The 18,711-nt window shown below is 60.8% G+C and carries 16 protein-coding genes; 8 read left to right on the top strand and 8 right to left on the bottom strand.

The features are described from left to right. The first annotated feature begins 217 nt into the window (after positions 1-217). From ACOQOT_RS01780 to ACOQOT_RS01755, 6 genes are all read left to right on the top strand, one after another. The gene (locus tag ACOQOT_RS01780; protein ID WP_420560676.1) at positions 218-826 is read left to right on the top strand and encodes a c-type cytochrome; all 609 of its coding nucleotides are present in this window, start codon (positions 218-220) and stop codon (positions 824-826) included. A 257-nt stretch (positions 827-1,083) separates the two neighbouring features. Further along, positions 1,084-2,916, top strand: coding sequence for an extracellular solute-binding protein (locus ACOQOT_RS01775; protein ID WP_420560675.1), 1,833 nt, complete (start codon positions 1,084-1,086; stop codon positions 2,914-2,916). Positions 2,917-2,924: 8 nt separating this feature from the next. After that, a complete protein-coding gene (locus tag ACOQOT_RS01770) occupies positions 2,925-4,760 on the top strand; it encodes an extracellular solute-binding protein (RefSeq protein WP_420560674.1) in 1,836 nt (611 codons plus the stop codon). Positions 4,761-4,839: 79 nt separating this feature from the next. After that, the gene (locus ACOQOT_RS01765; RefSeq protein WP_420560673.1) at positions 4,840-5,949 is read left to right on the top strand and encodes a microcin C ABC transporter permease YejB; all 1,110 of its coding nucleotides are present in this window, start codon (positions 4,840-4,842) and stop codon (positions 5,947-5,949) included. A 2-nt stretch (positions 5,950-5,951) separates the two neighbouring features. After that, the gene (locus ACOQOT_RS01760) at positions 5,952-7,016 is read left to right on the top strand and encodes an ABC transporter permease (protein WP_420560672.1); all 1,065 of its coding nucleotides are present in this window, start codon (positions 5,952-5,954) and stop codon (positions 7,014-7,016) included. A 13-nt stretch (positions 7,017-7,029) separates the two neighbouring features. After that, on the top strand, positions 7,030-8,655 hold the full coding sequence (locus ACOQOT_RS01755) for an ABC transporter ATP-binding protein (protein WP_420560671.1): 1,626 nt from the start codon (positions 7,030-7,032) through the stop codon (positions 8,653-8,655). Positions 8,656-8,675: 20 nt separating this feature from the next. Here ACOQOT_RS01755 and ACOQOT_RS01750 read toward each other — a convergent pair whose 3' ends face one another. From ACOQOT_RS01750 to ACOQOT_RS01740, 3 genes are all read right to left on the bottom strand, one after another. After that, positions 8,676-9,554 (bottom strand): C40 family peptidase, encoded by an 879-nt coding sequence (locus tag ACOQOT_RS01750; protein WP_420560670.1) that lies wholly within the window; start codon positions 9,552-9,554, stop codon positions 8,676-8,678. Further along, complete coding sequence (locus ACOQOT_RS01745; RefSeq protein ID WP_420560669.1) at positions 9,551-9,901, bottom strand: MarR family transcriptional regulator; 351 nt, start codon at positions 9,899-9,901, stop codon at positions 9,551-9,553. The genes ACOQOT_RS01750 and ACOQOT_RS01745 overlap by 4 nt, the downstream gene beginning before the upstream one ends. Positions 9,902-10,027: 126 nt before the next feature. Beyond that, positions 10,028-11,407 carry a leucyl aminopeptidase family protein gene (locus tag ACOQOT_RS01740; RefSeq protein ID WP_420560668.1) on the bottom strand — a complete coding sequence of 460 codons (1,380 nt, stop codon included), beginning with the start codon at positions 11,405-11,407 and terminating at the stop codon, positions 10,028-10,030. Between the two features lie 95 nt (positions 11,408-11,502). Between ACOQOT_RS01740 and ACOQOT_RS01735 the strand changes: the two genes are divergently transcribed. Continuing rightward, positions 11,503-11,679 (top strand): DUF1737 domain-containing protein, encoded by a 177-nt coding sequence (locus tag ACOQOT_RS01735; protein WP_420560667.1) that lies wholly within the window; start codon positions 11,503-11,505, stop codon positions 11,677-11,679. 10 nt (positions 11,680-11,689) lie between these two features. On the opposite strand, the gene ACOQOT_RS01730 is transcribed toward ACOQOT_RS01735, so the two are convergent. Further along, positions 11,690-12,814, bottom strand: coding sequence for a TAXI family TRAP transporter solute-binding subunit (locus tag ACOQOT_RS01730; protein WP_420560666.1), 1,125 nt, complete (start codon positions 12,812-12,814; stop codon positions 11,690-11,692). Positions 12,815-13,063: 249 nt separating this feature from the next. Between ACOQOT_RS01730 and ACOQOT_RS01725 the strand changes: the two genes are divergently transcribed. Further along, positions 13,064-13,834, top strand: a complete 771-nt coding sequence (locus ACOQOT_RS01725; RefSeq protein WP_420560665.1) for a tetratricopeptide repeat protein — start codon at positions 13,064-13,066, stop codon at positions 13,832-13,834. An 80-nt stretch (positions 13,835-13,914) separates the two neighbouring features. Here ACOQOT_RS01725 and ACOQOT_RS01720 read toward each other — a convergent pair whose 3' ends face one another. The 4 genes from ACOQOT_RS01720 to ACOQOT_RS01705 all read right to left on the bottom strand — a co-directional run bounded on the left by ACOQOT_RS01720 (position 13,915) and on the right by ACOQOT_RS01705 (position 18,702). After that, a complete protein-coding gene (locus ACOQOT_RS01720; protein ID WP_420560664.1) occupies positions 13,915-14,877 on the bottom strand; it encodes a type II secretion system F family protein in 963 nt (320 codons plus the stop codon). Positions 14,878-14,887: 10 nt separating this feature from the next. Beyond that, positions 14,888-15,877 carry a type II secretion system F family protein gene (locus tag ACOQOT_RS01715; protein ID WP_420560663.1) on the bottom strand — a complete coding sequence of 330 codons (990 nt, stop codon included), beginning with the start codon at positions 15,875-15,877 and terminating at the stop codon, positions 14,888-14,890. Between the two features lie 8 nt (positions 15,878-15,885). Beyond that, a complete protein-coding gene (locus ACOQOT_RS01710) occupies positions 15,886-17,316 on the bottom strand; it encodes a CpaF family protein (protein WP_420561973.1) in 1,431 nt (476 codons plus the stop codon). 120 nt (positions 17,317-17,436) lie between these two features. Continuing rightward, complete coding sequence (locus ACOQOT_RS01705) at positions 17,437-18,702, bottom strand: CtpF protein (RefSeq protein ID WP_420560662.1); 1,266 nt, start codon at positions 18,700-18,702, stop codon at positions 17,437-17,439. Positions 18,703-18,711: the final 9 nt, after the last annotated feature.

The raw sequence follows: 18,711 nt of genomic DNA, 5'->3' as shown, positions 1-18,711 counted from the left end.
AATGCCGAATCCGGCGCACTCAGGCCCCTATCCCGTTGTTTTTCCTTGCCTGGCGGGACTTATACGGCTTGCGGCGCGCGGGGGGAAGCGGCTAATCTCCGCGCCAACTGGGCGGGGCCCTCCAAGGGGCCGCCGCTCGCGCACAATTTACGTTTCACGAGGGGATGCAGGCGGACCCGCCGCGCCCCAAGCAGAAACGGGCGGAGGCTCGGGGTCAATGGATAGTTTCGAACTCAACAAAATCGCCGGCGCGGTGCTTTTCTCGGTACTGGTCGTGCTGGGCGTCGCCAATTTCGCCGGTGTGCTCTATCACACCGAAGAAGCCGATCCGAAGGCTTTCGAGATTGCGGTGGCCGAGAATGAAGGCGCTGCTACAGGCGGCGACGCGGAAGCCGAGGAGCAGGGCCCCTCGCTTGCCGAACTTCTGGCGAACGCCTCTGTCAGCGACGGCGAAAAAGTGGCGAAGAAATGCGCAGCCTGCCACACCTTCGAGGAAGGCGGCGCGAACAAGATCGGCCCGAACCTTTACGGTGTTGTCGGCCGCGATATCGCAAGTCATGCCGGCTTCGGTTATTCCGACGCGCTGCAGGGCCTCGACGGCGGCTGGACCTTCGCCAAGCTCGACCATTTCATCGAAAAGCCGAGCGGCTTTGCCTCCGGCACCGCCATGGCCTTTGCCGGCATCCGCAAGGAAAGCGACCGGGCGGACCTTCTGGTCTATCTGAACTCGCTGGGCAGCAACCAGCCGCTGCCGGAACCGGAAGCTGCACCGGAAGCTGCTGCGCCTGAAGCCGAAGAGGCAGCAGGCGAGCCGGCAGCCGAATAAGACCTTACGAAAAATTCAGGCGGAATCGCCGCCAGGATCGGTTTGAATGACGCGTCCGGGAAACCGGGCGCGTTTTTCTTTGCGGCTGCATCACCCGCTACTGCCGCCCGCTTACCGGCCCCCGCTTACCGGTCTAATGAGGCGGGCACGGTTGCAAGACGCAAATAATGGCCCAGAATGGCCTTAATTGTATGGCCCGATGGGGCGCATCACAAAGCCAAGGGACAAAGGGACAAAGGGACAAGGGAGAGGACGGCGTGACAGTGACCAGAGGCCTGACCAAGCGGCGCAGCGCCGCTCTTTTCATCCAAGCTCTCCTGGCCGGCGCTCTCGTTTCGGCGGCGCCTGCAGCGGCCGAGCCCGTCACCGCCCATGGTCTTTCGCTTTTCGGCTCGGTCAAATACGAAAAAGACTTCGAGCGGTTCGATTATGTGAACCCGGAGGCGCCCAAAGGCGGCAAGCTGCGCTACGGGGCGATCGGCAGTTTCGACACGCTCAATCCTTACATCGTCAAAGGCCGCCCGGCCGCCGGCATTCAGCTCATCTACGATACGCTGATGACGCTCTCGCTGGATGAGCCGTCCAGCGAATACGGACTGATCGCGGAAAGCGTGACCTATCCCGAAGACTTCTCTTCCGTCACCTTCACCTTGAATGCGCGGGCGACCTTTCAGGACGGCACGCGCATCAAGCCGGAAGATGTGGTCTGGACCTTCGAAACGCTGAAAGCCAACCACCCCTTCTATAACGCCTATTACGCCGATGTGGTGAAGGCGGAAAAGCTCTCGCCGCTCGAGGTGAAGTTCACCTTCGCCGTCTCCGGCAACCGGGAACTGCCGCAAATCGTCAGCCAGCTTCCCGTGCTGCCAAAACATTATTGGGCGGAGCGCGAGTTCAACGCGACGACGCTGGAGCCGCCGCTGGGGTCCGGCCCTTACCGCGTCAAGGAAGTCAAGCCCGGCCAGTCCATCACCTATGAGCGGGTGGAGGATTATTGGGCGCAAGATCTCAACGTGAATGTCGGCGCGAATAATTTCGGAGAAATGGAATTCATCTATTTCGGCGATCCGACCATTGCGCTCGAAGCCTTCAAGGCCGGCAATGTGGATGTGCGTCTTGAAAACAGCGCCAAGAACTGGGCGACCGGCTATGACGTGCCGGCGGTGAAAGACGGGCGCATCGTGCGTGACGAGCTTGAAACCGGCCAGGGCGAGGGCATGCAGGCCTTCGTCTTCAACCTGCGCCGGGAAAAGTTCCAGGACCCGCGCGTGCGCGAGGCGCTGAACTATGCCTTCGATTTCGAATGGATGAATAAGAACATCTTTTACGGCCAGTACACGCGCACGGACAGTTATTTCGAAAATTCCGAACTCGCCGCCACCGGGCTGCCGGAAGGAAGGGAAAAGGAACTTCTGGAAGAACACCGCGAGAGCCTGCCGGAAGAAGTTTTCACCGAGCCTTACGAGAACCCGGTTACGGACGGGTCCGGCAACAACCGGGACAACTTGCGCAAAGCGGTGATGCTGTTGGAAGAAGCGGGCTGGACGGTCAAAGACAACCAGCTTGTGAACAAGGAAACCGGCAAGCCGCTCGAAATCGAATTTCTGCTCGTCAGCCCGACCTTCGAGCGGGTGGTGCAGCCTTTCGCGCGCTCCCTGGAGCGGCTCGGCATCCAAAGCAGCATCCGCCTCGTCGATACCGCGCAATACCAAAACCGCACCGACAATTATAATTTCGATGTGGTGGTGGGCAGTTTCCCGCAATCGCTTTCGCCCGGCAACGAGCAGCGCGATTTCTGGGGCTGCGAGGCAGGCAAGGCGCCGGGCGGGCGCAACCTGATGGGGATTTGCAACCCTGTCGTCGAAGCGCTGATCGACAAGGTCATCTTCGCCAAGGACCGCGCCGAACTTGTCGCCGCCACGAAAGCGCTCGACCGGGTGCTGCTCTGGAACCATTACATCATTCCGCAATGGCATTCGCCGGTGACGCGCGTGGCGCGCTGGGCCTATATCAAACATCCCGAACCGACACCTGAATATGCGATCGGTTTTCCGAATATCTGGTGGGACGCGCGGGCGGCCAGTGAATGACCGAGCGAATGAGCAGAACCTTTTTCCGCACCGCCGCCGCGCTCGGTCTTTCCCTTTCTTTGAGCGCCGGGGTTTCGGGTGCCTATGCAGGCGAAGCGCAGCACGGGCTCTCGATTTTCGGTGACTTCGAGTATGAGAAAGGCTTTTCGCATTTCTCCTATGCCAATCCCGAGGCGCCCAAGGGCGGTACGCTTTCGCTGATCGGCCCGACGGTTCTTTATAATCAAGGCTTCATGAGCTTCGATTCGCTCAACAGCTTCATCCTGCGCGGCACGGCGGCGCAAGGCATGGAGATGACGTTCGACACGCTCATGGTGCGAAATTTCAACGAGCCGGATGCGCTTTACGGGCTCGTAGCCGAGAGCGCTGCGCTGTCGGAAGACGGCAACCGCCTCACCTTTCATTTGCGCGGCGGAGCCTATTTTCATGACGGCTCGCCGCTGACGGCTGAAGATGCGGCTTTCACTCTCGAGCTTCTCAAGGAAAAAGGCCATCCCCTGATCGCGCAGAACATGCGCGAGATTGCCTCCGTTTCCGCGCCGGATGCGGCCACGCTGGTGATCGAATTTACCGGCAAGCAGACACGGGACCTGCCGCTCTTTCTGGCGCAGCTCCCGGTCTTTTCCAAAGCCTATTACACGGAACATGAATTCGACCGCACGACGCTGGAGCCGCCACTCGGCTCCGGGCCTTACAAGGTCAAGAAGGCGGAGCCCGGCCGCGCCATCACCTATGAGCGGGTGAAAGATTATTGGGCGCGCGATCTGAATGTAAATAAAGGCCGGTGGAATTTCGGCGAAATCCGTTTCGAGTATTTCCGCGACCGCACGGCGCAGTTCGAAGCCTTTAAGGCGGGGCAATACCTTTTCCGCGAGGAGTTCACCTCCAAGGTCTGGGCGACGGAATATAATTTCCCGGCGCTTAAAGAAGGCCGTGTCAAACAGCTCGTGCTGCCCGATGAAAGCCCGTCCGGCGCGCAAGGCTGGTTCATCAATACGCGGCGGGAGAAATTCGCCGATCCGCGCCTGCGCGAGGCGCTTTCTTATGCGTTCGATTTCGAATGGACGAACCGCAATCAGTTTTACGGGCTCTATAAGCGCACGGAGAGTTTCTTCGAAAACTCGCCGATGAAAGCGGAAGGAATGCCCAGCGAAGGCGAGCTTGCGCTGCTCGAGCCTTACCGCAACAGGCTGCCGGAAGAGGTTTTCGGTAAGCCGGTGCGCCCGCCCGTCTCCGACGGGTCTGGCCGGGACCGCAAGCTCCTGCGCAAAGCCGCCGAGCTTCTGGAGGAAGCCGGCTGGCGCATCGAGGACGGCAAGCGCGTCAACGCGGAAGGCCAGGTGCTTTCCATCGAGTTTCTGACGAACGAGCCGACCTGGGAGCGGATCAACGCGCCCTATATCCGCAATCTGCAATTTCTCGGCATCGACGCGAAACTCCGCGTCGTCGATTCCGCGCAATATCAGCGCCGGCTCGACACCTATGATTTCGATCTGACCACCATGCGTTATTCCATGGCGCTGACGCCGGGCATCGAGATGCGCTCCTATTGGGGCTCTTCCTTTGCCGCGCAGCCCGGCAGCCGCAATCTCTCGGGCATTTCCGATCCGGTGATCGATATGCTTATCGACAAGGTGATCGAAGCGGCGAGCCGGGAAGAGCAGGAGACGGCGGCCCGCGCCCTCGACCGGGTTTTGCGCGCCGGGCATTACTGGGTGCCGCAATGGTATAAGGCAAGCCACCATCTGGCGTTCTGGGACCGTTTCGGCCGGCCGGCGTCGAAGCCGGCTTACCGGCTCGGCGCCATCGACACCTGGTGGTCCACCGGCATAAAAGACGAATAGACGTATAAGCTTGAGGCCCTTGGGGAAGGGCGCGGCCTCCTATAGGCTGGGGCTAACAGCAGGGAAAAACGGACCGTCCATGGCAGCCTATATTCTGCGGCGCTTATTGCTCATGATCCCGACGCTTTTCGGGATCATGCTTGTCAGTTTCATCGTGGTGCAATTTGCTCCCGGCGGGCCGGTGGAGCGCGTCATCGCGCAGCTTACCGGCACGGAGGTCTCGGCCACCGCCCGCGTCGGCGGCGGCAGCGGCGATTTCGGCGCCAATCAGGGCACATCCGGCGGCTCGGGCGGGGACGTGACGAGCAAATACCGCGGCGCGCAGGGGCTCGATCCGGAATTCATCAAGGAACTGGAAAAGCAGTTCGGCTTCGACAAGCCGGTGCATGAGCGCTTCGGCCTGATGATCTGGAACTATATGCGTTTCGATTTCGGCGAGAGTTATTTCCGCGATGTCGCCGTGGTCGATCTGGTACTGGAAAAGATGCCGGTCTCCATTTCCCTCGGGCTCTGGACGACGCTCATCACTTATCTCATCTCCATTCCGCTCGGCATCGCCAAGGCCGTGCGGGACGGCAGCCGCTTCGATGTCTGGACGAGCGGGGCGATCATCGTGGGCTATGCGGTGCCCGGCTTCCTCTTCGCCGTTTTCCTCATCGTCGTTTTTGCCGGGGGGAATTATTTCCAGATATTCCCGCTCCGGGGGCTCACCTCGGAAAACTGGTCGCAGCTTCCCTGGTATGCGCAGATTCTCGATTACTTCTGGCATATCGCCCTGCCCGTTCTTTCCATGGTGATTGGGGCTTTTGCGACGACCACGCTTTTGACGAAGAACTCCTTTCTCGATGAAATCAAAAAGCATTATGTCGTCACCGCCCGCGCCAAGGGGCTGAAAGAACGCCAGGTGCTTTACGGCCATGTCTTCCGCAATGCCATGCTGATCGTGGTGGCGGGCTTCCCCGGCGCCTTCGTCGGGGCGTTCTTTGCCGGCTCCATCCTCATCGAGACGATTTTCTCGCTCGACGGGCTGGGGCTCCTTTCCTTCGAGTCCATTGTCAACCGGGATTACCCGGTGGTCTTTGCGACGCTTTATATCTTTTCGCTGATCGGCATGGTGGTGACGCTGATTTCCGATCTGACGTACACCTGGATCGATCCCCGGATCGATTTCGAAACGCGGGAGGTGTGAGCATGCGCGTTCTTGAAACCCTTCTGCGCCGCCCGATCCGCGTCAGCCCGCTCAATCAGCGCCGCTGGGTCAATTTCAAAAACAACCGCCGGGGTTATTGGAGCCTCTGGCTCTTTGCGGTGCTTTTCGTTTTTTCGATGTTCGCCGAATTTATCGCGAACGATCGCCCGCTCCTCGTTACCTATAACGACGAACTCTATTTCCCGGTGTTCGTCGATTACCCGGAAACGGAATTCGGCGGCTTTTTCGCCACCGCCGCCGATTACCGCGACCCTTACGTGCAGGAGCTGATCGAGAAAGAAGGGGATGGCACGATCATCTGGCCGCTCATTCCCTATTCCTATCAAACGATCAACCGCGATCTGCCGGTGCCCGCCCCCGCCCCGCCCAGCGCGGAAAACTGGCTCGGCACGGACGACCAGGGCCGCGACGTGGTGGCAAGGCTCATCTACGGCTTCCGCCTTTCGGTGATTTTCGGCCTCGTGCTGACGCTGCTTTCCTCCATCATCGGAGTGGCGGCCGGCGCGGTGCAGGGTTATTTCGGCGGCTGGACGGACCTTATCTTCCAGCGCTTCATCGAAATCTGGAACGCTATTCCCGCGCTTTATCTTCTCATTATCATCGCCGCGATCATCGAGCCCAATTTCTGGATATTGCTCGGCATCCTGTTGCTCTTCAGCTGGGTGGCGCTGGTCGGCGTCGTGCGGGCGGAATTTCTTCGCGCGCGCAATTTCGAATATGTGAAGGCGGCGCGCGCGCTCGGCGTTTCCAATATCGTGATCATGTTCAAGCATCTGCTGCCCAATGCGATGGTCGCGACGCTGACCTTCCTGCCCTTCATTTTGAACTCGTCTATCACGACGCTTACCTCGCTCGACTTTTTAGGCTTCGGCCTGCCGCCGGGCTCGCCCTCCCTCGGCGAACTTCTGGCGCAGGGTAAAGCCAATCTGCAGGCGCCGTGGCTCGGCTTTGCCGGGTTCTTCTCCATCGCCATCATGCTCTCGCTCCTCATCTTTATCGGTGAGGCGGTGCGCGATGCCTTCGATCCCCGCAAGACGCTGACATGAGAAAGAAGACCGCATGACTTCGCTGATCGACATTCAGGACCTGCGCGTCTCCTTCCGTTCCGGGGAAACCGTGACGGAGGCGGTGAAAGGCGTTTCGCTGCATATCGAGAAGGGCGAGACCGTCGCGCTGGTGGGTGAATCCGGCTCGGGCAAATCCGTCACCGCGCTCTCGATCCTCAAACTGCTCCCCTACCCGCAAGCCTTTCATCCGGGCGGCAAGATCCTCTTTTCAGGGGAAGACCTGATGCAGGCGGGCGAGGCGGACCTGCAGGAAGTGCGCGGCAACCGCATTTCCATGATCTTTCAGGAGCCCATGACCTCGCTCAACCCGCTCCATACGATCGAGCGGCAGGTCGGGGAAATGCTAATCCGTCACAAGAACATGAAGCCGGAGGCGGCGCGCGCGCGGGTGCTCGAGCTTCTGGAAAAAGTCGGCATTCAAAATGCCGCCCAGCGGCTCAGCGCCTACCCCCACCAGCTTTCCGGCGGCCAGCGCCAGCGCGTGATGATCGCCATGGCGCTTGCCAATGAACCCGATCTTCTGATTGCCGACGAGCCGACCACCGCGCTCGACGTAACGGTGCAGGCACAAATCCTGGAACTCCTGCAGAAGCTGCAGCGGGAAATGGGCATGGCGCTTTTGCTCATCACCCATGATCTCGGCATCGTGCGGAAAATGGCCGGCCGCGTTTACGTGATGACCAAAGGCGAGGTGGTGGAAAGCGGCAAGACGGCAGAGATTTTCTCCGCGCCCGCCCATGCCTATACGCGCCACCTTCTTGCCTCCGAACCCAAGGGGAGGCCCGGGCCTTACCCGGAAAGCGCGCCGCAGATCATGGAAACGGAAAACCTCAAAGTCTGGTTTCCGATCAAGAAAGGCTTCCTGCGCAAAACCGTCGGCCACATCAAAGCCGTGGACGGCGTGTCGCTCACGCTCCGGGAAGGAGAGACGCTCGGCATTGTGGGCGAATCGGGTTCCGGCAAAACGACGCTCGGTCTTGCGCTGATGCGGCTTTTATCGTCGGAAGGCGACATTCATTTCGACACGCGCAACATTCAAGGGCTCAGCGCCAAGGAGATGCGGCCCTTGCGGCGGAACATGCAGGTGGTCTTTCAGGACCCTTACGGCTCGCTCTCGCCGCGCCTTTCCATCAGCCAGGTCATCGAGGAAGGGCTTCTCGTGCAGCAGCGCGGGCTTTCCTATGATGAGCGGCGCGAGATCGTCTCAGAGGTTTTGCGCGAAGTCGGGCTCGACCCGCAAGTGCAGGACCGCTACCCGCATGAATTTTCCGGCGGGCAGCGCCAGCGCGTCGCCATCGCCCGCGCGCTCGTTCTCTCCCCGCGCTTCCTGATGCTGGATGAACCGACCTCGGCGCTCGATATGTCGGTGCAGGCGCAGATCGTGGAATTGCTGCGCGATCTTCAGGAGCGGCGCAAGCTCGCTTATCTCTTCATCAGCCATGACTTGAAGGTGGTACGCGCGCTTGCCCATAATGTGCTGGTGATGAAAGACGGCAAGGTGGTGGAAGCCGGTTCCGCCGACACGATCTTCGATGCGCCGAAAACCGATTATACAAAAGCGCTGATGGCCGCAGCCTTCGATCTGGAAGCGGCGGGCAACAAGGCGGTGCGCCAATAGACGGTTTTAAATACCGCCCGTCAGATACCATTTGTGAGGCGCTTGATCGAAGTGATGGGCCCGTCCGTACGGGCAATGCGCCCTGCCGCATCTTCCAACGGCTCACGCGTTACCGCCATGAAAGTGGCATTGGCGTGGAGCATCGTTTTTTCATCGCACATGATGCCGACATGGCCGCGCCAGAACACAAGATCGCCGCGCCTCAAACCCGTCAGATCGTAAGGTTCGTCCAGCCGCTCGCCGAGCGCAGCCTCCTGCATATCCGTATCGCGCAGGGAATGAATGCCCGCCCGCTCCAGCGCCATTTGCACAAGGCCCGAGCAATCCACTCCCATGCTGCCCCGCCCGCCCCATAGATAAGGCGTACCGAGAAAACTTTCGGCAATGGCAACATAATCATCGACATAGGCGCCGATGGGCGCGAGATGAGCGGAGAAAACAAAGCCGCCCCCTTCAATCTCGCTAAAACGGCCGGCCGCGCCCGTCACCTTGACCTTGGCATTCATCGGAAGCGGGACGACGGGCTGGGTTTTCATATCCGGGCGCGGATAGATGAAGGTGCGCAGCGCCACCACCCGGTGTTCGGGCTCGGCGCGCTTGGGCAGAAGATGGGTCGCATCCACATAGCCCACATAATCATCGAAAGCAGACTGGCCCCAGGCCCAGCCGTTCTTTTCCTCGTAAACGCGGAAGGTTTCGCCGAACAAGATTTGCGTGTCCATGGCCCCATCGGGCGCGGGCTTGCGGCGCAAAGCCGCCGCCCCGATGATCACCGAATGATCCTCGCCTTCTTCGAAGCGCGCCGCCTCCACCTCGCCGCGCAAATGCGCCGCCGCAAGGTCCGACCGGTAAGGATTGAGACGCCGGTCGGGGCTTTTACTCTCATTGGACTGCGTCACGGCTGAATGACCTTTGCCTTCTCGATAATGGAATCGGCGAAATCGGTCAGAAACACGGAGCCTTTCACCGTGCGCTGGACGAGCACGTTGCGTTTGTCCTGCTCGTCGCGCTTGCGCCTTAAAAGATCCAGCCGGCCCATCGTGTCGAGCGCGCGGGTAATGGCCGGTTTGGAGACGCCCAGCTTGGCGGCAAGGCCGCGCACCGTATGCGGCGGCGGCTCGAGATAGACCGTCAGCAAAATGGATATCTGGCGGGCCGACAGATCCGGGCCCTCATCCCGCACCATATCGACCATTACATCATGCCAGAGCTTGAGCGCATGCAGCGGCTTGAGCTCCAGTGTCATCGGCAAATCCCCCCGGCTGCCTTATCCGTTTCGGATGCGTTTCATCCTAACGGGGCCGAGGGTTAAAATAAAGCGCCTTGGTCAGCCCTTCCCGAAAGTGCGGAAAATACGCCCCGCCGACCCATATCAGCCGAAATGGCGGGCGATATAGCGGTCGAGGGCAAGGATCGTCTGCGCCGCCCCGCCCTGAGGCCGGCCCGGCTTTGCCGCCGGGTTCCAGGCGTAAATGTCGAAATGGACGTGGGTCTTCGCCTTTTCCACGAAACGGGCGAGGAAAAGCGCCGCCGTTACCGAGCCTGCAAACCCGTTTTCGGTAATGTGGTTCACATCCGCGATCTGCGAGTCGAGCCATTTGTCGTATGGCCCCCAAAGCGGCAAGCGCCACATGGGATCGGCATGGGCTTCGGCAAGCGCCTGCAGCTCCCCGGCAAAGGCATCGTCCTTCGTATAGTAAGGCGGCAGGTCCGGGCCGAGCGCCACGCGGGCCGCGCCCGTCAGCGTCGCCATGTCGATCAGAAGTTCCGGCGCCTCACCATCGGCTTCGGCCAAAGCATCGGCCAGAATAAGCCGGCCTTCGGCATCGGTATTGCCGATTTCCACGGTCAGACCCTTGCGGCTTTGCAGCACATCGCCGGGCCGGAAGGCATTGCCCGCCACCGCGTTTTCAACGGCGGGCACAAGAATGCGCAGGCAAATATCAAGCCCCCGCTCCATGATCATCTGCCCGAGAGCGAGCACATGGGCCGCGCCGCCCATGTCTTTCTTCATCAGCCCCATGGAATTGCCGGGTTTGAGGTTGAGCCCGCCCGTGTCGAAGCAGACACCTTTGCCGACCAGCGTCACCTTGCGCCCTTCCGGGTTGCCCCAGCGGATGTCGATGAGGCGGGGCTCGGCGCCCGCGCCTGCCGCCCGGCCCACGGCATGGACCATGGGGTAATTCGCGCCGAGCAGCGCATCGCCGGTGATAACCTCGATCTCAGCGCCATGCGCCTTGGCAAGCTGGCGGGCCGCTTCTTCAAGCTCGGCGGGCCCCAAATCGCCCGCCGGCGTATTGACGAGATCGCGCACGAGGAAGACCGCGCCCGCATCGCGCAAAACACCCGCCTTTTCCACCCCGTCGGGCAGCACGAGGCGCGGCAGTTCCTTTGCCTTGCCGGCATAGCGGGTGAACCGGTAAGCACCCAGCACCCAGGACAGCGCGGCATGATAAGGATCGGCGCCTGAGAACTCGCAAATCCGGTAATCGCCGAGCGGCAGCGCCTGCGTCAACGCGCCGAAAGCATAAGCGTCCTCGCCATTGCCGAGCCCCAAAAGCACACCGGCAATGCCGCCATCATCGGCAGGCAGCATAAGCACGCGCCCGGCCTCGGCTTCAAAGCGCTGGGTTTCGGCCCAATGAGCCCGCGCACCCGCATGCTCGCCCTTCCAGGCATCGAGCCCGTCTTTTTTCAGAGCCCAGACCGGAATGGCCTTGTTTTCGCTTTCGCTGATCAGTAAATCGCGCACAATCGTCTCACACAGATGGAAGCCGTCATTGCCGCCAGACCTTATAGAGAGGCCGGTTTTTGCGCAATGAGGGCGATGAAGCGGGAGTAAACCACATGTCCGAACTGCGCTACAGGCTTTTGACCGGTCCCGACGACAGAGCCTTTTGCGAAAAGGTGAGCGAGGCGCTGGAAAACGGCTACCGGCTTTATGGCTCGCCCAGCCTCACTTTCAATGGCGAACGCGTGATCGCGGCTCAGGCCGTGATCAAAGACCCGGGCGATATCGCATAAAGGCGCGCGCTCAGCGGGCAAGGATGCCTTTTTCGAAATAATAGCGCTCGGCGCCCGGATGCAAAAAAATCGGCACGCCGCGCACCGCCGTGTCCGGCGCGATTTGCGCACCTTCGGGATGGGAAAGGGCGAGCGTTTCCTTGTTGCGATCATCGAAAAGCGCGCGGGTAATATCATGCACCAGTTCTTCGGGCATGTCGGCCCGCGTCACCCACATGGCGCCAACCGCAATCGTATCTATGGCGCCGGTGCCGGGATAGACCCCTTCCTCTATCGTATAGCCCTCGTAATGCGCGTTCTTGATGCGCAACCCTTCGGCAGGCGCCCCTTCGATGGGCACGAGCCGGCCTGCATCACGCAGGATGAGGGTGCGGATCAATGGGGCGGGCGCGCCGGTGATCATGAAGAAGGCATCGATCTCGCCTGACAGCAGCAGATCGGCGGCGCGGTTCGCATCTTCCTCGACCAGCGTCAGGCTGCGTTTGCGGATGCCGAACGCGTCCATGATCGCATGGGCATCGACCCAGGTGCCCGAGCCCTTGGAGCCGATGGCGACGCGCTTGCCTTTCAGATCGGCAACGGTCTCGATCTCACTTTCCATTGCGGCAACGAGATGCAGCGCTTCGGGATAAAGATTGGCGATGACGCGCAGGTTCTCGCGCGGCGCCTCGCCCTTGAAAATCCCCTCGCCCTTGAAGGCGGCATCGAGGACATTTGCCTGCACAAGCCCGCTTTCGAAAATGCCGGTCGCGACATTGCGCACATTGGCGACGGAGCCCGGCGAGCTTTTGACCACCGCAATCAGCCCGTCGACACCGCAGCGCCCGCCAAGTTCGCACGGGTCGCCGCCGGGCGGGCGGCTGATCACCCCGGCCAGCACCTCGCCCATGCGGAAATAGGTCCCGCCCGTCGCGCCCGTGGCAATGCGGAAGAAAGTGACCTTGCCCGCTTCATCCGACGTCCAAGCTCCCGAGCGCACAACGCCCAAAGCCAGCACACCGAAGACGACGGCGCCCAGCAGCACATAAGCCACCCGCTCCTTGTCCCAGCTCGACATGCGCTCCCAGCCCTGGCGCAGAACCCGCGAAAGAGAGAAACCGGTTTTGGGCGTATCGTTCTCGCTTGGATCGGACATATTCTTATTGTTTCTCCGGCGCGGGGCCTTGGACGGGGTGTTTACGTTCCGTTTACTTCATAATTGCCGGTTTCAAAAGCCTTGGCAGCGATGGGCAGCGCAAGAGGGCTTTATGTTTAAGCCTTTCTTGAGACCTCTGGCGCAGAATAAGGGACAGAAAGGCCGTTTTGCGGCCCGGTCACGTATGCTTTCAAGGATCGGATCATGGGGAAACCGGCGCAACCCAAGTTTAAAGGACGTGCCAGACTGATGCCAGTGCTGGCCTCAGCCCTTCTGCTCGGCGCCTGTGCGACGAGCGAGGGCCCGCAATCCACCGTCAATCCGGCAAGCCTCGGCGTCAGCGCCGGTGAAAGCGGCAACCCCATTGCCGATGCGGCCTATTGGGGCGGCCAATACGAACAGAATCCGGGCGATGCGGAAACCGCCGCCAAATATGGCGAGGCCCTGCGCCAGCTTAAATCCTTCGAGCAGGCGATGACGGTGCTCTCCGTCGCCGCGCGCCAGCATCCGGATCATGCCGGCATCATGGCCGAATACGGCAAAGTGCTGGTGGCCGCCGGTCAGAGCGAGAAAGCCATTCCCGTGCTCGTGAAAGCCGCCACGCTCAACCCGAGCGACTGGCGCGTGCTGACCGCGCAGGGCGTTGCTTATGACCAGCAGGGCCAGCATGCCGAAGCGCAGATGAAATACCGCAGCGCGCTGAAGCTCGCCCCGGACCATCCCAGCATTCTGACCAATCTCGGTCTTTCCGAAGCGCTGGCGGGCGAGCTTGTCGAAGCCGAGCAGACTTTGCGCGGCGCCGTGTCCAATCCTTCCGCCGGGGCAAAAGCGCGCCAGAACCTTGCTCTCGTGCTCGGTCTTAAAGGCGAATTCGACGAAGCGGCACGCCTTGCCAAGGCCGATCTGCCGCCTGCCGTCGTCAACAACAATATCGATTACATCCGCTCCATGCTGGTGCAGCCGGCGCTTTGGAAGCAGATGGAACAACTCGACGCGCCGATCGACACGCAGATCCAGTAAGCCCGAACTTATCCCAAAACGGAAAAAGCCGCGCTTTGCCAGCGCGGCTTTTCTTTTTACCTGTAAGCGGAGGGCCCCGCCTAGTTCATGAACTGAATGGCGGCCGGGCCCAGAATGACCGCAAAGAGTGCGGGCAGAAAGAAGGCGATCATCGGCACGGTGAGCTTCGGCGGCAGAGCGGCTGCCTTCTTTTCCGCCGCCGCCATGCGGATATCGCGGTTCTCCTGCGCCATGACGCGCAGCGCTTGGCCGAGCGGCGTGCCGTAACGCTCCGCCTGAATAAGGCTCATGCAAAGGCCTTTAACGCCGGGAAGACCGGTCCGGGAGGCGAGGTTTTCATAAGCAACGCGCCGGTCCTGCAAATAGGAAAGCTCGGCGGTCGTCAATGTCATTTCTTCCATCAGCTCGATGGAGCTGTTACCGACTTCCGCGGAAACCTTGGCAAAGGCTGCCTCGATGGACATACCGGACTCAACGCAGATGAGCAGCAGGTCGAGCGCGTCAGGGAAAGCGCGCTGGATAGACTCCTGGCGGCGCTGCACCATGTTCTGCAGCACGATATTGGGCAGATAGAAGCCGATGATCGTCGCACCGAAGGCAACGGCAATGCGGGCCGTGCCGCGCATATCGAAATCGTCGATGAGAAAGAGATAAAGCAGCGTCAGAAGTCCTAGAATGATGGGCGCGACGAAGCGGAAGAACAGGAACGTATAAAGCGGCGCCTGACCGCGCAGGCCCGCCTGCTTCAGTTTGCCTTTGATCTCCTCGCCTTCCAGGAGCTCATGCAGATTGAGCCGGTCCACCACTTTCTTCACGAAACCGCGCGGGTCATGGCGCAGGCGGTCCGTGCGTTGGCGGGCCATATCCTCGCGGAACTGGCGGCGCAGCGCCTCGCGCTCGGTGGCGACATATTTCATCCGCTGGCCCAGCTTGTCGGAGACGAGCAGCGGCATAGCAAGCGTCACGATGGTGGCGAAGGCGGCAAGGCCGGCCAGCAGCATGATGGCGTTTTCAGGCTTAGCGAGGCTCAAGAGAAAATCCATATCCGCCTCCTTAAAAATCGAAATTGATCATTTTGCGCATGACGAGAATGCCGATCAGCATCCAGGTCACACCGGCCGCAATGATCAATTGCCCGAGCGTGGTGGTGAAAAGCAGCCCGATATAATCGGGCGAGACGAGATAAAGAATGACGGCAACACCGGGCGGCAAGGCGCCGATGATCGCGGCGGAGGACTTTGCTTCCTGCGACATGGCGGTGATCTTGCCGCGCATCTTCTTGCGGTCGCGCAGCACACGCGAGAGATTGCCCAAGGCTTCGGAGAGGTTACCGCCCGATTTTGCCTGAATGGCGAGGGTGATCATGAAGAAGTTCACTTCCTGCAGCGGCATGCGCTCGTAAACTTTCTTCAAACCCTCTTCCAGCGAGACGCCGACTTTCTGGCCTTCCACAACCTCGCGGAACTCGGCGGCGACAACCGGTGCGCTTTCCTGGGCGACGATGCGCAGACAGTCATTGACGGGCAGGCCCGCTTTTACGCCGCGCACGATCACATCGATAGCGTTGGCGAACTCTTCGGAGAAAGCAGACTGACGGCGCTTGATGAGGAAACCCAGGAACCAGCGCGGCACGCCGAAACCGGCGGCAAAGCCGGCGAGCAGCGCGGCGATAGGCGACATGCCGGTGATGAGGATCGTCAGCATCACCACAAATCCCGCCCCGACACTAGCCAGATAAAAAGTGCGCAGACTGATTTCGAGCCCGGCCCGCTCGATCCGCAATTTGATCGTCAGGCTCTTTTTCTGTTCTTTTTGTTTTTCTTCCAGATCTTTCAGCGAATCCTGGATCTGCTTGCGCCGCTGGCCGTCCTCGCGGCTCATTTTCTTCGAAGCGTTTTTGGCGCGTTCATTGGCCGACGTGACGCGGGCAACGCGCTTGGCGGCGGCGTTCTCGCCCGAGCCGAACAGAACGAAGCCCACCCCTCCGATGCAAAGAGCGGAGAGAAGCGCGACGGCGAGTGTGATGAGAGTTGCCTGATCCATCCGCGCCCCTAATCCTGGGACGCATCGAGGGCGGCGGCCAGGCGGTTATGTTCGTTGTAATATTTCGCCTTATCCCAGAAAGCCGGGCGCGCGATACCGGTGGACTTGTGCTTGCCGAGAAGACGCCCGTTCGCATCTTCCCCTTCGATGTCATAGGTCATCAGGTCCTGCGTGATGATGACATCGCCTTCCTGTCCCAGGACTTCCGTAATATGGGTGATACGGCGCGAGCCGTCACGCAGGCGCGCGGCCTGAATGACGATGTCGATGGAACCGCAAATCATCTCGCGGATGGTTTTCGAGGGCAGCGCAAAACCGCCCATCGTGATCATGCTTTCAAGACGGCTCAGCGCTTCACGCGGGGAGTTCGCGTGCAAGGTGCCCATGGAGCCGTCATGGCCGGTATTCATGGCCTGAAGAAGGTCGAAAGCTTCCGGGCCACGCACCTCGCCCACGATGATACGTTCAGGGCGCATACGCAGGCAGTTCTTCACGAGATCGCGCATGGTGATCTCGCCGGTGCCTTCTAGGTTCGGCGGGCGCGTTTCAAGACGCACCACGTGCGGCTGCTGCAGCTGCAATTCGGCCGCGTCTTCGCAGGTGATGACGCGCTCATCCTGATCGATAAAGGCGGTCATACAGTTGAGCAGCGTCGTCTTACCCGAGCCCGTACCGCCGGAAATCAGAATGTTACAGCGCACCCGGCCGATCACTTCCAGGATCGTCGCCCCTTCCGGCGAGATCGAGCCGAATTTAACGAGATCCTCCAGACGCAGCCGGTCGCGGCGGAACTTACGGATGGTAAGGGCGGCGCCGTCGATGGAAAGCGGCGGCGCGATGACGTTGACACGGGAGCCATCGGAAAGGCGCGCGTCACAGATCGGGCTCGATTCGTCGACGCGGCGGCCCACCTGGCTCACGATGCGCTGGCAGATGTTGAGAAGCTGCGCATTGTCGCGGAAGCGCACATTGGTCAGCTGCACCTTGCCGTTCACTTCGATGAAAGTGCGGCCCGCCCCGTTGACCATGATGTCGGCAATATCGTCACGCGCCAGAAGCGGCTCGAGCGGCCCATAGCCCAGAACGTCGTTACAAATATCCTCGAGCAGTTCTTCCTGCTCGGCGATGGACATGACGACACTTTTGATCGCGATGATTTCGTTGACGATATCGCGGATTTCATCGCGCGCGCTTTCCCGGTCGAGCTGGGCAAGCTGCGTCAGATCGATCGTGTCGATCAGCGCATTAAAGATCGATGTCTTGATCTGATAATAGTCCGCCGATTTTTCGCGCTGGAAGGGCTCGGCCTTTGCCACCGGCACGGCAGGTTTGGCCTTTACCGGAGCCGCCGGTTTTACGGGCGGTGCGGCGGGCGCAGGTTTGGGCGCGGCGGGCGGCGGCGCGGCAGCAGCAGGGGCCGCCGGCGCATCGCCCGGCAGGGGCGGCGGCGGCGGTGCTTCGCCTGCGGCAGGTGCGCGCGCAGGTTCTTGCGGCGGCTTGGACGCTGGCGCCGCCGGCCGCTTCTGCGTGATGCCGTCTTGCCTCTTACCGAACAAGGATTAGCCCTCCTTCTTGCCCGTCAGGCGGCTAAGGAAGGGGAGAATGGATTTGGAGCGCTGCTGCACTTCCTTACGCCCGATCACGACGCTGGCAAGGTGCTTCAGGCCAAGCACGGTTTTGCTCTTCGGGTCTACTTCATCCAGCATTTGACCGTTATTGGCCGCGGTGCCGAAAAGCTGCGGATTGAAGGGGAGCACCAAAGTCGGTTCCACTTCGATCGCCTCGGCGAAATCCTTCACCGGAATTTCCGGGCGCTTGGACACACCGACCTGATTGAGCACGACATGGGGCAGCGTGTCGTTCGTGCGGGTCTGCTTCAAAAGATCGACGATGTTCTTCGTATTGCGCAGGCCGGCAAGGTCGGGTGTGGTGGAAATCACCACATCGTCTGCACCGAGCAGCACGCGCTTCGTCCAGGGCGCCCAGATATGGGGCAGATCCACCACGACAACCGGGCAGGTCTGGCGGACGATCTCGATGATCGATTCACAGGCATCCGGGTCGAGATCGCCGTCCCGGTCGAGCGTGCCCGGCGCGGTGAAAAGCGAAAGCCGGTTCGTGTATTTCACCATCAGCCGGTCGAGCATGACATCGTCAAGGCGGTCGGGCTGCACCAGCGCATCGGCAATGCCCTGCACCGGGTCCTGATTGAAATCGAGCCCGGCGGTGCCGAACGGCAAGTCGAAATCGATAATGGTCGTATCCTCGCGCATCGCCTCGGCAATGCACCAGCCGACATTATGGGCAAGCGTCGAAGAGCCCGCCCCGCCGCGCGCGCCGATAAAGGCAACCGAGCGGCCGATGGGCGGCGCATCGGGATCGATATAGAGCCGCGAAACGGATTCGATGAGCTGCAGCGGCGAGAACGGCGCCACAAGATAATCGTTCACGCCCTGGCGGATCATTTCCCGGTAGAGCGCCACATCGTTGACATGGCCGATGATGATGACTTTCGTACCGGCATCGCACACCTCGGCAAGCTGCATCAGCTCGCCAAAGAGCTCTTCACCCGACTGGTGGGTTTCAACCAGAATGAGATTGGGTGTTGCCGTGTCGCGGAAATAGGCAATGGCGGCGGGCACGCCGCCCATATGAACTGTCAGATGCGCTTTCGCCAGGCGCCGGTCTTCGGCGCCGCGCTGAATCATGCTGCCGGTTTCCGGCATCTCGCAAAAAGCTTCGATGGTGATGCGGGGCACCGGCTTGAGCACCAGCGAGGGTCCCTCATCCTCAAAGTCATCATAAACGGGCATGGCTTCAGTCATCTCTCTTCG

The sequence above is a fragment of the Tepidicaulis sp. genome (assembly GCF_965222285.1).
Taxonomy (GTDB): Bacteria; Pseudomonadota; Alphaproteobacteria; order Parvibaculales; family Parvibaculaceae; genus Tepidicaulis.
The sequence above is the reverse complement of the archived record's forward strand: the minus strand, read 5'-3'. Positions and strand labels throughout refer to the sequence as shown.